We start from the raw sequence: 12,451 nt of genomic DNA on the forward strand, positions 1-12,451 counted from the left end.
AATCCTCAGAAGAGTTTATAAGCAGGAGGTGTAATCCCTTGTAATCGCAGATATATAGCGCATTGTCCTCTGTGGTGACCTACGTGCTCATTTGCCTTTTGGATCCATCCGAGGCGGGTTACATTATACGGGCCCCTAACTACAACTTCATCCAACTTAGTCGGATCCATGTTTTGGATGCCGCTTATGGCAAAGTCAAAACTTTCTCCTACAATCCTCATCACTTCTGATTTGGTATGGAAAGCTTCTTGTTGTTCTATGTTGATATCCCCGTAGATGGGAGCTTCTCCTGTCCCATTGGCAGCGAGACCAATAGTTCCCTGTGCCCCATGGAGCATCTGCGCGGCAAAAGAACGCACGCTTTCTGTGGGTTTAAAATCGAATTTGTCTTCGGGCATGGCCTCGATGTATTCCAATGACATCGCCTTACTTCGTTCAAAGTCGGCCACCAGACTTTCCAGGGTTTTATCTTGTGCTGAAATTGTAATTGTGGATAAACAAAAAATCAGGAGTAAAATATTTTTCATGACATATCATTTTAAGGATTATACAATGTAAGGAATAATAGCCAAGTACTTCACATACAAATTGTTAAGTTTTAGAAGAAATCAAACTAATAGGAAGCTCTCTTATAATTATATCCTAGACGCCGGTTTTGCCGTCCCCGTCAATATCTTTCTGAAGATGGCTTTCCAGGGCTTGCAAGGTCTTTTTTAGAATCGTACGGGTCTTTTCCAGTTCCAGTTCCAGATTGGTTACCCGATCTTCAATACTCTCTGCTTTTTGCTTTTGTGCATCCAGTTCGTCCTGTTGCATTAAATCCCAAAATATTCCCATAGTATTTACTTTCTTTTGTTTGTTTCGTCTTTGTTTTTTCTCATGCTGATATAACGGGAGACCAGGCGGACGCCCAACCTCGCAAAGAGGATGATGGCAATGACCATCACAATATCGAATCCGTTCATCCCAGGTATTTCGGAAATTTGCAATCAGATTGAATCATGCTTCAATTCCTTATCTATTAAATTTAGCACATTTTTAGTCTTTAAGACGGCTTTTTGTTTGCGCAAAGTAGAGCTCCTTCGGAGGTTTCCCCTGAAACTCATCATATTCGTAAATTCCTGATCATCCAGTAAAGCGTTGTAATCATTTACGTAGACTTTATCTAATTTATCCCTTCTGAAGTGTTTCTGATACATGGGCACAACTACGGCCGGCCAGACCTGATCTTCTAATCGCTTTGTTTCCTGTATCAGGCTTGGATAGTCCACTTCAAATAAATTAATAATCGAACTGCGTAAACTATCCGTTTGAATGAGTTCAAGACCTGTTGATTTAAGGGTTTCGAAAGCTGATGCACTCAAGACCACGTCCGGAGCATAATCGGCCTCATTAAAAAAATAGGGCAGGGAATCATGGTAAGGCCTCTTGTTATCCAAGTGCTCTAATAAATCATTTATAATACCCGCACTTTTGATCTGACGTTCAATATCATTTTCCAGATTATTTATATTGATTTGAAGATTAGTTCTTAACTCGGTCAGCAGTTTTATCTCCCTCTCGTGGTTCTTTCTTTCCTCATTCCAGGTATTGATCTGCAGTGCGATCAAAATACCTATTACGACAAGTACGATTTCACTTATGGCATATTTTAAATACTTTACAGATTTGCCTTTTAGAAGTGAATTCTGACGTAACCTTCGTAAGAATTTATTCATCAATTGAGGAATTATAGCCCGTTATAGAAATCGTATACTTCCGGCTTAAAAGCTTCCACAGCCCCTACGAGCGCATCAGAGGCATCTCCGTATATTTCCGGGGAGAACTCTGATAATTCCAGAAATTGACCGAATAGAGGCCCTAAATTGGCTACGTGGGTAAGTACGGCATCAGAATCTGTATACGTCTCCCTCACCCTGCATTCCCTGCCATCTTTGCTAAAAAACCAATCGTATTGAAGTGTTCCGGTGTCTTTCTCTTTGACACAAGCAATACAGGCCCGTGCCAACTCTTTAAAAGCGTCTTCTTTTCCGGGGTGAATTTTAAATTTTGCGGTAACCTGAATATTCGACATAATTTTTGAGGTTTTGGTTAGGTGTGGTGAAAAGATACGCATAATCTGCGACCTGTCTAAGAAAGAGAAAATGATAAAAATAAAGGGGGTGTAAACGGAATTATAAGCGAGGATATGAAATTAAACTAATAAATTAAGTTAAATAACTTAACTCATTGCTTTACATTGATTAACACAGCTTCACATCTGGATAAATCAGAATTGAGAATAATGTTTTCGGAAGCATCTCCATCTATGATTTCAATAGAGACTGTATTGGGTGGAAACTGCCCTAAATTATGTGCGTAGAGAAAAAGGTCGTTGGGCTTTGAAGGGTCGAGTTTAAGCTCAAACCCTTTCTTTTGGTAGGTGAGAAGGTATTCAGAAACTATGGGATAACCGTTAAGGTAAATAGAGACAATGTCCCCATCTTTCCGGCCGTGATCCCAAAGGTTGATCTTTACTATTTTGTTATTGACTTCCAATTCCTTGACATAGGTAATGGATCGGCCGCCAAAGTCTGTCCTTTTTTCCACTTTCTCTTCCACGGCTATCTCTTCCCTCACCACAGGATCGGGTATAGAAGTCTCTGTTATTGCTTCTACGGGCTCAACTTCAACTTCAGGTTGTTGTTTAACCGGAGGGGCTGCAGCGACTACAACCTCTTCGGTTACCATCACTTCTTCCTCGATCTCAGGACCAGGTTTTTCTTCAACCACAAGGATTTCCTCAACAGGAGGCGGTGGTGTATTGGGGTCTCTTTTATCAATAGTAAAGTAAGGCGTAGCGAATTTGGCTGTGTGGAATTTATCGGCAGGGAAAAGCTCAATGCCCATAATACGGTAATTAGTGCCCCTGGGCAGGGTCTTGTTGAGTTTAATGCCCGATGCCACAGCAGTGTTTTTAAAAATGCCCAATTCCTCAATTACTGTATTGTCACGGAGCAAGTAGAATTTGATGGTTTTTTCCGGGGGAAGGTTTTCGGTAGTCCATTGGATAGATACTTCATCGGGAATGGTCCAGACCGTGCCTTTATCCGGATAGGTAATCTCCAGAGCTGATCGCCAGTGTTTCCTTTCTCTGAGCTGTACTTCGTTGAGTTCGGTAATGGTCTGCGTAAATTTCGTATAGGGTTCAACCTTTGCCAATCCGCCTACGACATCCTCCAAAAGGGTATAAAAAGCCTTTACTTCATTAAGGGCATTGGTAAGAGGGATTTCATCCGTGTATTTCTTTCGGATATTCTTGAATCGATCGGATATTTTCTTACCTGTTTTTTTGTCGAGAACGGCATTGTCTGCCAGAGCACTTTCATCCAGCAAATTCTTTGCGGTTTTTACCTTGAGATAGCCAAATCTGCTTTGAAGGAAATCAATAGCGTCATCATAAGCTACTGTACTACTTCCTTTTAAGGACGCGGCTATCTGGAATGCCTTATCGTATTCGCGAAGTGCTTGCTTAATACTAATTTCCGCTAACTTTCTGCTGGTTTGCTGAGGAGAATTTGCAGCGAGGTTAAGAAGATCCAGGAGTTGTTCAACAGGAATGCTGTTAACTCCCTCGTCGAATGCCCCTTGCAGGTATTCAGTACCAAGCCAGGGCGACTGTAATAATAAGTAGTTCTTGTCCATCTGGCCAAGCATCCCGACAGGACCTAGCTTTTCTAAAATTTTCTGGTGTTCCTCTGCTGTCCAGGGCAGAGGATCATCGGTAATAATTTTCTTGCTCACTTCAATAGGATCTTCTTTGACCACGTAGGCATCAGAAGCCCTTGCGGTCTTTGTAAAACCCGTGCTCAAAAAAAATAAAGCAATTAAAACGTATCTGATACTCATATCGGGTACAACCTACTTTCAATGTGAGATTAATCCACTAGTAAAACTATAACAAAGCAGAAAAATTGTTATAAGACTAATGATTTTGTTATCAGGAAGTTATAAACGAAAGAATATTCTTACAAAAGCTTATCGAATATCAAAAAAGGCCGTTTGAAAGCCGAATTACAATGTAAACAGGAAGGAGGTTTCAGTAATGCAGACTAGTAATCAAGGAAAATTGAACCTTAGAGCTTGATCATCAGGATATAAAAAGCCCAGACAAAGCAGAAAGCAAAAAAACCATAAACAAAATAAGAAATAGTAGTGCGTTTGTTCATCAGATTTGGAATTGGCCCCAAGAAAGGCTTTTTCCTTTAAACGGTAAATTCTATCCTTTAAACGGGACAATAATCTCGTTGTAAGACAATTATATCGATGAACTGCAGTGTTGAGCTAGCGTATTCCTACAATTTGTGTTTTATATGTGATGAGCGGGTCAACGATTCATTTTGAATCCGTCCAACTTAATATCATCCAGACCGTAATCATCAAAGGGATACTCCAGTTGATCCTGAATGTTGTAGAGGGAAATCAGGATAAATTCGGTTAAAATCACAACAAAATAAGTTACTGAGGGCGTATTTTCGGTTGCGAGATCTCTAATGATGGTAGGGGCATAGACTAACGGGAAAATATAGATAAACACAAGGCAGTAGGCCTTCAGGCTTATGGGCGTTCTATGTGTATTGATGGCATGTAAGTTTTCCAGCGATTCGTGCAGGTCATTCATGAACCTGAAAATCCTGTCCTTTAAACGCCCGGACATCACATCCGATTTACTCAAGACAAAAGCCTGAACCTTGTCTGTAATGTTATCCAATGCCTCCGTAGACTCTTTATTGTTTTTAAGGTGTTCCATAGACTGGTCACTAATCTCAATGAGGATATTAGAAATTTCAGTCTTTTCTTCTTCCGATAAGTTGTTTGAAGAGTTGGCGAAATAATACATGGTTTTGAGGGCTGCCCGGAACTGACTTAAATGTTCCAGGGCTTTTTCCCTTCTCCTGAACGATCCCCTTATGGTAAAAACCAGGGGGAAAACAATAGCTATACTCAGCAAAGTGAGATCGAGGTGGAATCTGATGTTAAATGTAAAACACAGAAAGACCGTAAGCACCGAAATTAACAGGGCTATAAGTGTTCTTACATTTATTGATGAAAGGTATAGTTTAATTGTTGGAAATTTAGTAATTTATAATGCTAAAGCTAACCACAAAGTTGTGAAAAACCAAACAATACTTCTATTCCTTGCATTAGGTCTGCTGGGGAATCCATTCCTTTATTCACAGTCTGCAGATTCCACAGAAGAGAAAAAAAAGACTACTAAGCTATTCCGCGAGCAAGAGATCCTGCCAATCAAACTCAGATTTTCCAATAAGGAGATGAAGAAAGAGACAAATGACAGTACTTATTTGTTCTCTAAACTTCTTTTTAAGGATAAGGGTCAATGGGATTCTATAGATGTCAGGATCCGTGCGAGAGGAAATTACCGGAGGGCCCATTGTTATTTCCCTCCCCTGAAGGTTAAGATCAAAAAATCGCTGGCCAAGGAAACTATTTTTAAAGGAAATAAAGAGCTAAAGTTAGTGATGCCCTGTGTGCAATCGACCAAATCGCTCGACAATATTGTAAAGGAGTACATGGCGTATAAAATTTATGAAGTGATATCTCCTTTTCACTTTAAAACGAGAATGGTCTCCATTGAATATACCGAACTCAAAGGGAAAAAGGATAAGGTTCACACAGTGAAGGGATTCCTGATTGAAGATATTGACAAGGTCGCCAAACGGGAAAACGCCAAAAAAATGAAGCGTATAGTCCATCCCATGGAACAAGATGATATCGCTTCTGCCCAGAATGACTTCTTTCAGTTTTTGATCGGTAATACGGATTATTCTACGGCTTACCAGCATAATCAAAAACTCGTATTCACTTCAGATTTCCGAACTATTCCTTTGCCTTATGACTTTGATATGTCCGGTCTAGTTGACGCCAGTTACGCGGTTGTTTCGCAGGTGCAGGGGGAAGTCCTCAGCATTGAAAGCGTAAAAGACCGACTTTATCGCGGTTTTAAAAGGGATGAAGCTGTTTTTCAGCAAGTGAGAAAGCAATACCTCGATAAGAAGTCTGAAATATTTGAAGTAATCGAAGGTATCAAACCTCAGTTTGATAACGAAAAGGAGTTTATGATTGCACGCAACTTTATCGAAGACTTCTTTAAAGTACTGGAAAATGACAATCAATTTGACATGCAAATTATTCGAAAAGCACGTATAAAATGATAATTTAATAGTTTATATAAACTTATATAACATAATTAAATAGAGTCATTTAAATTTTATATTTTAATCTAATATAGGCTCTAGTATATCCCAGACGTTTTCCGCAACAATTTTCTGTCCTTCTATAGTGGGGTGGATACCATCAGCTTGGTTAAGTTGGGGTATTCCGGCCACGCCTTCCAGTAAAAATGGAATGAGATAAGCCTGGTTTTTCTCCGCCAGATCAGGGAATATTTGTCTGAATTCCTCAGTGTATTCCGGACCCATATTGGGTGGGATCTGCATACCCGCAAGAATGATTTTTACTCCTGGATTATTTTCTTTCACAGTGTCGATAATGGCCTGAAGGTTTTCGCGTGTCTCAGATAGCGGTATCCCCCTAAGACCATCATTTGCTCCCAGTTCTAAAACAAAGACATCTATTCGATCTCTCATCAGCCATCCTATCCTGCTTTCTCCGCTGGCAGTGGTCTCTCCACTAATTCCTGCATTAATTACAAAATAGTCTAAATCAAGGGAGTCTATCTTACCGGAGATCACTGAGGGAAACGACTGTTCCGGTTCAAGGCCCATCCCGGCCGTAAGGCTATTTCCAAAAAATACGATCGTCTTTTTGGAGCTGACGGAATCTTTATCTGTTGATTCTGCAGAAATTTTTTCCGTTCCCCTTTCCTTCGATGTAGACTTTTCTGCAGATTCTCCACATGCAAGGAGGAAGGTGAAAACTAAGAGATAACATAACTTTAACAGGCTTCGCATATTCGGGGGGATCATAATAGAAAACAATTTTATAATTTCCCGGCCAATTCCAAAAACCTGAAAAATCCGGAGAATGACAAAGATATTAAACGTTAGTCAACTCAAAAAGTCCTATTCAAGTGGTTCGGGAACGCTCACTGTTCTTGACGATATCTCTTTTAGCCTGAATTCAGGAGAGACTTTTGCCATAGTAGGACCATCGGGGAGCGGGAAAACAACCCTGTTGGGCTTATGTGCCGGTTTAGACCAACCCGATACCGGAAGTATTGAACTTTGCGGTGTGGAGATAAACAGTCTCAACGAAGATGAAAGAGCTCGGTTGAGGAATCAGAAAGTAGGTTTTATTTTTCAGGATTTTCAATTACTCCCAACCCTTACAGCTTTAGAAAACGTAGCTGTTCCGCTGGAATTGCAGAGAGTGAAGAATGCGCGGAGCAGAGCTAAAATATTACTTAAAAAAGTAGGTCTTGCAGAGCGTATGCATCACTTTCCTTCTCAATTATCCGGAGGTGAGCAACAGCGGGTAGCCCTTGCCAGAGCCTTTTCAAATACGCCCGACATCCTTTTTGCCGATGAGCCTACAGGGGAGCTGGATGAAGATACAGGACGAAAAATCGTGAACCTGCTTTTTGAACTCAACAAGGAAGCCGGGACTACTTTAGTAATCATCACCCACGACATGGACCTGGCGCGAAAGACGCAGAGGATACTTAGGCTCAGAGGCGGTAAAATAAGTACAGACGAAAAGATAGTTGTATAGTGGACGGCGAAAAAGAACCTTTCAGGAGTCCGGGAATATCCTGGCTTTTTATTATGGCATGGCGCGATCTGCGATCCAATGCGGGAAAGTTGTTTCTTTTTATGTCTTCCATAGTGATAGGAATAGCAGCCCTGGTAGCCATTCAGTCATTTGGCAACAACCTTACAGATAGCATCTCCAATCAGTCTAAAGCTCTTATGGGGGCAGATTATGTCATCGATAGTAATCAGCCACCAAACGAGATAGTAGAACAAATCATGGATTCCCTGGGCGGGGCAGACAGCAGAGAGATCAATTTTGCCTCCATGGCAGTTTTCCCATCGAGAAACACCAATAAATTGGTTCAGGTACTGGGAGTGGAAGGAGGATTTCCCTTCTATGGAAAACTTGAAACCAACCCCCCGTCGGCAGCAAAATCATTTCAGGAAAACGGTGCCGCTTTGGTTGATGCTACTGTTATGCTGCAGTATGGTCTAAAAGCGGGAGACAGTATAAAAGTCGGAAATATTAGTCTGCCCATAGAAGGAGCTTTGAATTCAGTACCCGGAAGATCAGCGTTGAGCAGCAGTGTGGCCCCGGCTGTTTATATCCCCTATAAAAGAATTGAAGAAACCGGACTTCTCCAGCGAGGCAGTAGGGTGGAATATAAATTTTATTTTCTCGCTGATACCAATCAGGATTTGGAAGCCCTTTACGAAGCCATTGATCCCCGACTTGACGATGAGGGTGCAGATCTGGATACTCATCTGGACGAAAGCAGAAGACTGGGCAGGCGTTATAATAATTTTGGAAAATTCCTGAATATTGTTGCATTTATAGCTCTGCTTTTGGGCTGTGTTGGAATCGCCAGTGCAATTCACGTTTATATCAGAGGTAAGCTGCGTTCCATTGCAGTATTGAAATGCATGGGGGCTTCAAGGGGGCAAACATTCAAAATCTTTCTAATCCAGGTTGCAGGATTAGGTGCACTGGGAGGTTTGTTAGGAACTGCAATTGGAGTTGCGTTGCAAATGTCGGCACCTACGCTTTTAAAAGGCTACTTGCCGGTGGATGTAGACATAACGCTTTCATTCCCCGCAATTTTCCTAGGGCTCACTCTTGGGGTATTAATGTCTGTCGCTTTTGCGTTACTCCCTTTACTAAAAACCTGGTATGTCTCACCCTTATCCGTCCTTCGTATTCATGAAGGAGAGAACGCCAAGACCGGGAAAGCTCAACTCCTGGTTCTTGGAATCATTTTTATGTGTCTCATTGCTTTTGCCCTGAATATCCTCAACAATTGGAGATACGCCTTGTTTTTTATTCTCAGCCTTTTAATCTCTTTCGCCCTGCTTTACGGTGTGGCCAAAGCACTGACATGGACAATTAAGCGATATTTTCCTGATCATCTTGGTTTTTGTTTGCGTCAAAGCCTTCTCAACCTCTTCAGGCCGCAAAATCAGACTTCTATTCTCCTTTTGTCTACCGGGGTGGGTGCCTTTTTGATCAGTACCTTGTTTTTTTCCAAAGACATCCTACTGAGTAAAGTGGCACTCGGTGACAATGAGAACAGCCCTAATATCATCTTGCTCGATGTGCAAAGCGATCAGGTGAAAGATGTCAATAGCACTATTACCAGCGAAGGCGTTCCGGTTCTGAACAATATTCCAATCGTAACCATGCGAGTTGAAGACATCAATGGCAGGCCGGTTAATGAAATCAGAAATGATACCACTTCCAACATAGGCAGATGGGTATTGAATCATGAATTCAGGGTGACCTACAGGGATACTTTGATCGCTTCCGAAACCATCAGGGAGGGAAGCTGGGTAGGTGAAGCCGGAACTAATAAGGTGATCCCCATTTCAGTGGCAGAAAACTTTGCGAACGACGCCAAGGTTAAAGTAGGGGATAGGGTCACTTTTAACGTGCAAGGTGTATTACTTGAGACAGAGATAGCAAGTATAAGGGAGGTTGACTGGGGACGGATTCAACTCAATTTTTCTGTCCTGTTCCCGACTGGTGTGCTGGAAGATGCTCCTAAATTCCACGTGGTTACTACTCGTACTTCGGATAACTTGCTATCCGCTTCGCTTCAGCAAAACCTGGTTAGTCTTTACCCCAATATTTCCATTATTGATCTTCGGCAGATACTGAGTTTGCTCGAAGGTATCCTTGAAAAGATAGGCTTGGTTATAAATTTTATGGCATTCCTGAGTATCCTGACAGGGATAATTGTTTTGATAGGGGCTGTTCGGACTAGTAAATACCAAAGAATTAGAGAAAGTGTGCTACTGAGAACTTTGGGGGCACAGAATTTTCAGCTGCTAAAGATCGCTTTTTACGAATATGCATTTCTTGGAATTCTGGGAAGTTTAACAGGAATACTGTTGTCTCTGATCGGTAGTTTTTTCCTCGCCCGGTTTGTTTTTGAAGAGCCGTTTATTCCTTCCGGAGAACCGTTTTATCTCCTCTTGCCTCTCCTTACTTTATTGGTCATTGCCATTGGGTTGCTCAATAGTCGAAGCGTTTTAAACACTCCCCCTCTTGAAGTACTTAGGTCTGCAAGTCGATAGGATTGAATAAATTAAGCCATTACCTTTCGCAAGGCACTTCCGAAAGCTTTTACTTCTTCCATGGTGCCGGTACTGATCCGAGCCCATTCTGTTAAAGGAGGGAAAGGGCGGCCAATAAGAATATCGTGCTTTTGCATATCCCGGATTAATTCTCCAATTGGGACTCCAGTTTTAAAGAACACAAAATTAGTATGGGAGGGAATATAGCTCAGACCGAGACTGTCAAGCGTTTTATAAATATGGCCTTTAGCTTCTGTGTTCATCTGTAAACTGAATTTATAGAAATCATCATCCCGCAGCGCTTCTCGTGCAGCTTCAATTGCCAGTACATTGGTATTGGCCATCACCGCCTTTTTCAATCGGTCAGCGATATCAGGTCTGGCAATTAGATAGCCGATTCGCATACCCGCCAGCCCGTAGACCTTGGAAAAGGTCTTGGATACGATCACATTCCGATCTTGTTTTACAAGTTCAACCATTGAGGGATAATCGGGCTCCATTATAAAGTCGTAATAGGCCTCATCGCTAAAAATTACGGCCTTATCATCGTTGGAGAGACAGAAATCACGTAAGTTATCTTTATCGAGCAATGTTCCCGTGGGATTATTGGGGTTGCAAAGAAATATTAACCTGGTCTTGCTGGTGATTCGTTTGGCCATGGCTTCCAGGTCGTGTTCCATTTTCTCATTCAGCGGAACGCGGTGAACATAAGCTCCGAAATACTCAGCGTATCTCAGAAGTGATTGAAAAGTGGGATCTGCCGCGATCACTTCACCCCCTCGTAATCCGTATAAAAGTCCGGTTGCCTTAAGTCCTTCTGTTGAACCTCCTGTGACCACTACACAATCTTTTGAAACACCTTCCTTATCGGCAATTTCCTGAACCAGTTTAGTTAAATACTGGAAGGGATATCTGCACGCGATATCAAAACTGTTTTTTATTACAGACCTAACCTGTTCTGAAGGGCCAAATGGATTCTCATTAGAACTCAAACGAATAGGAAGGGCCAATGGTCTGGGCTGGAAGGAAGACTCCAAAGCAGATACACTAAGTCCGCCCATCAGCGTAAAGCCAGAAGTTAACCCCATTGTTTTTAACCACTGTCTTCGATCTAGATTTTTCATTGTCGCGAATTTGCAGAAGAAGATACAAATTTTCTAACCACAGAGATACACCTATGTAAAAAAGTAACCTTGTCTCAGGAACAGATTCTAACTGAGTGACTAAACTAAAAAGGGAAAATTCAACCCGGGAGGATGTCGGGTGTATTTAATAAAGCGTATTGGAGATAAAAATGGCAATAATTAACAAGACCATTGCTGAGTTCACCACAAAGGCGATAATTTTCTTTTCATCAATTGGCTCATTGCGTCCTTTGTAGAGAATGATGACACCTACAATTCCGAGTAAACCGGATAATACCACAGGCAGACCAAAGAGAAAACGGGAAATCACAGGGTTGGTATTGATCATAACTGCCAGGGCGGCTACGGTCAACAAAACTAATATAAGTTTGCTGAGATTGTACGATTTTAAGGTATACTTGCTTTCTTGCTGCATAGTCTTTTGTTTCAGTTTGCCCCTGAATATTTAAATGACTTTTACATTGACTTTAAGGCCCTCAATTATTCCCAGGATGCTCTCGACGGTTTCCTGTAAATAGTGTTTGATCACTACATGAGGGATACGAATTGTGGTAAAACCATTTTTAAATGAGTGCATGGTTTCTTCGAGATTGTTCATGGCCTGCTCATGCGTGAGCATTTGATATTCAGTATCAATCTGGATGTTGAGTTTCACCCTTGAAATTGCGATATCTACTGATTTTTTACCATCCCACCATTCCAGCATGGGGTAAACCCCGACACCTTTTAAGGCGTAATAAAGTTGGATAGCCGCCAGGGAGTATCGTTTGATTTTATCAGTCTGTCAATCCGGGTTTTGTGTTTGCCACATAGTTCTACACCGTAGATTTCCATGGAGCTTTTATGATCGAGATAACTGAGTTCTTTGTTACATTCTAAACAGGTCATGCAGGTGGTTCAAAAATGATTTGGGTTTATTATAACCTGAAGAATTAAGGTTTATTTTGCAGTATCGATGAACGGCAGCTGGATTTTAGATGAACTGCATTTTTTAGACGAACTACACTTTTTTTAACATTT

General features: G+C 41.5%; 15 protein-coding genes. 3 read left to right on the forward strand and 12 right to left on the reverse strand.

Going from position 1 to position 12,451, the window contains the following annotated elements; translation table 11 throughout:
* Positions 1–5: 5 nt before the first annotated feature.
* The 7 genes from EQY75_RS05655 to EQY75_RS05680 all read right to left on the reverse strand — a co-directional run bounded on the left by EQY75_RS05655 (position 6) and on the right by EQY75_RS05680 (position 5,047).
* Complete coding sequence (locus EQY75_RS05655) at positions 6–527, reverse strand: DinB family protein (protein WP_129603632.1); 522 nt, start codon at positions 525–527, stop codon at positions 6–8.
* A 115-nt stretch (positions 528–642) separates the two neighbouring features.
* Entirely contained in the window at positions 643–837 is a 195-nt protein-coding gene (locus EQY75_RS05660; protein WP_129603634.1) for a hypothetical protein, read from the reverse strand.
* A gap of 5 nt (positions 838–842) precedes the next feature.
* The gene (locus EQY75_RS14320) at positions 843–965 is read right to left on the reverse strand and encodes a hypothetical protein (RefSeq protein ID WP_281278426.1); all 123 of its coding nucleotides are present in this window, start codon (positions 963–965) and stop codon (positions 843–845) included.
* Between the two features lie 24 nt (positions 966–989).
* A complete protein-coding gene (locus tag EQY75_RS05665) occupies positions 990–1,718 on the reverse strand; it encodes a DUF6090 family protein (protein ID WP_129603636.1) in 729 nt (242 codons plus the stop codon).
* Between the two features lie 11 nt (positions 1,719–1,729).
* Positions 1,730–2,074 carry a putative quinol monooxygenase gene (locus tag EQY75_RS05670; RefSeq protein ID WP_129603638.1) on the reverse strand — a complete coding sequence of 115 codons (345 nt, stop codon included), beginning with the start codon at positions 2,072–2,074 and terminating at the stop codon, positions 1,730–1,732.
* A 152-nt stretch (positions 2,075–2,226) separates the two neighbouring features.
* Positions 2,227–3,888, reverse strand: coding sequence for a hypothetical protein (locus EQY75_RS05675; protein WP_129603640.1), 1,662 nt, complete (start codon positions 3,886–3,888; stop codon positions 2,227–2,229).
* A 478-nt stretch (positions 3,889–4,366) separates the two neighbouring features.
* Positions 4,367–5,047 (reverse strand): hypothetical protein, encoded by a 681-nt coding sequence (locus EQY75_RS05680; RefSeq protein WP_246020027.1) that lies wholly within the window; start codon positions 5,045–5,047, stop codon positions 4,367–4,369.
* A 103-nt stretch (positions 5,048–5,150) separates the two neighbouring features.
* Between EQY75_RS05680 and EQY75_RS05685 the strand changes: the two genes are divergently transcribed.
* Complete coding sequence (locus EQY75_RS05685; protein WP_129603642.1) at positions 5,151–6,212, forward strand: hypothetical protein; 1,062 nt, start codon at positions 5,151–5,153, stop codon at positions 6,210–6,212.
* 63 nt (positions 6,213–6,275) lie between these two features.
* On the opposite strand, the gene EQY75_RS05690 is transcribed toward EQY75_RS05685, so the two are convergent.
* Positions 6,276–6,986: an arylesterase gene (locus EQY75_RS05690; RefSeq protein ID WP_246020029.1), complete on the reverse strand. Its 711-nt coding sequence runs from the start codon at positions 6,984–6,986 to the stop codon at positions 6,276–6,278.
* A 58-nt stretch (positions 6,987–7,044) separates the two neighbouring features.
* On the opposite strand from EQY75_RS05690, the gene EQY75_RS05695 reads away from it, so the two are divergent.
* Both EQY75_RS05695 and EQY75_RS05700 read left to right on the forward strand, forming a co-directional pair.
* A complete protein-coding gene (locus EQY75_RS05695) occupies positions 7,045–7,731 on the forward strand; it encodes an ABC transporter ATP-binding protein (RefSeq protein WP_129603644.1) in 687 nt (228 codons plus the stop codon).
* Entirely contained in the window at positions 7,731–10,286 is a 2,556-nt protein-coding gene (locus EQY75_RS05700) for an ABC transporter permease (protein WP_342774059.1), read from the forward strand. Before EQY75_RS05695 ends, EQY75_RS05700 begins: the two co-directional genes overlap by 1 nt.
* Before the next feature lie 11 nt (positions 10,287–10,297).
* Here the strand turns inward: EQY75_RS05700 and EQY75_RS05705 are convergent, their stop codons facing one another.
* From EQY75_RS05705 to EQY75_RS14460, 4 genes are all read right to left on the reverse strand, one after another.
* The gene (locus EQY75_RS05705) at positions 10,298–11,410 is read right to left on the reverse strand and encodes a pyridoxal phosphate-dependent aminotransferase (protein ID WP_129603645.1); all 1,113 of its coding nucleotides are present in this window, start codon (positions 11,408–11,410) and stop codon (positions 10,298–10,300) included.
* A 145-nt stretch (positions 11,411–11,555) separates the two neighbouring features.
* Positions 11,556–11,846, reverse strand: a complete 291-nt coding sequence (locus EQY75_RS05710) for a hypothetical protein (protein WP_129603647.1) — start codon at positions 11,844–11,846, stop codon at positions 11,556–11,558.
* Positions 11,847–11,876: 30 nt separating this feature from the next.
* A complete protein-coding gene (locus tag EQY75_RS14455) occupies positions 11,877–12,137 on the reverse strand; it encodes a hypothetical protein (RefSeq protein WP_342774060.1) in 261 nt (86 codons plus the stop codon).
* 20 nt (positions 12,138–12,157) lie between these two features.
* A complete protein-coding gene (locus EQY75_RS14460; RefSeq protein WP_342774061.1) occupies positions 12,158–12,319 on the reverse strand; it encodes a hypothetical protein in 162 nt (53 codons plus the stop codon).
* Positions 12,320–12,451: the final 132 nt, after the last annotated feature.

Origin of the sequence: Muriicola soli, assembly GCF_004139715.1 — a bacterium.
In the GTDB taxonomy this organism is placed as follows: Bacteria; Bacteroidota; Bacteroidia; order Flavobacteriales; family Flavobacteriaceae; genus Muriicola; species Muriicola soli.

Bases quoted from the DNA above. Each gene is read 5' to 3' on its own strand.
- EQY75_RS05670 (WP_129603638.1), bottom strand. From the start codon at position 2,074: ATGTCGAATATTCAGGTTACCGCAAAATTTAAAATTCACCCCGGAAAA.
- EQY75_RS14455 (WP_342774060.1), bottom strand. From the start codon at position 12,137: ATGCTGGAATGGTGGGATGGTAAAAAATCAGTAGATATCGCAATTTCA.
- EQY75_RS05675 (WP_129603640.1), bottom strand. From the start codon at position 3,888: ATGAGTATCAGATACGTTTTAATTGCTTTATTTTTTTTGAGCACGGGT.
- EQY75_RS05655 (WP_129603632.1), bottom strand. From the start codon at position 527: ATGAAAAATATTTTACTCCTGATTTTTTGTTTATCCACAATTACAATT.
- EQY75_RS05660 (WP_129603634.1), bottom strand. From the start codon at position 837: ATGGGAATATTTTGGGATTTAATGCAACAGGACGAACTGGATGCACAA.
- EQY75_RS05695 (WP_129603644.1), top strand. From the start codon at position 7,045: ATGACAAAGATATTAAACGTTAGTCAACTCAAAAAGTCCTATTCAAGT.
- EQY75_RS14460 (WP_342774061.1), bottom strand. From the start codon at position 12,319: ATGACCTGTTTAGAATGTAACAAAGAACTCAGTTATCTCGATCATAAA.
- EQY75_RS14320 (WP_281278426.1), bottom strand. From the start codon at position 965: ATGAACGGATTCGATATTGTGATGGTCATTGCCATCATCCTCTTTGCG.
- EQY75_RS05705 (WP_129603645.1), bottom strand. From the start codon at position 11,410: ATGAAAAATCTAGATCGAAGACAGTGGTTAAAAACAATGGGGTTAACT.
- EQY75_RS05690 (WP_246020029.1), bottom strand. From the start codon at position 6,986: ATGATCCCCCCGAATATGCGAAGCCTGTTAAAGTTATGTTATCTCTTA.
- EQY75_RS05710 (WP_129603647.1), bottom strand. From the start codon at position 11,846: ATGCAGCAAGAAAGCAAGTATACCTTAAAATCGTACAATCTCAGCAAA.
- EQY75_RS05665 (WP_129603636.1), bottom strand. From the start codon at position 1,718: ATGAATAAATTCTTACGAAGGTTACGTCAGAATTCACTTCTAAAAGGC.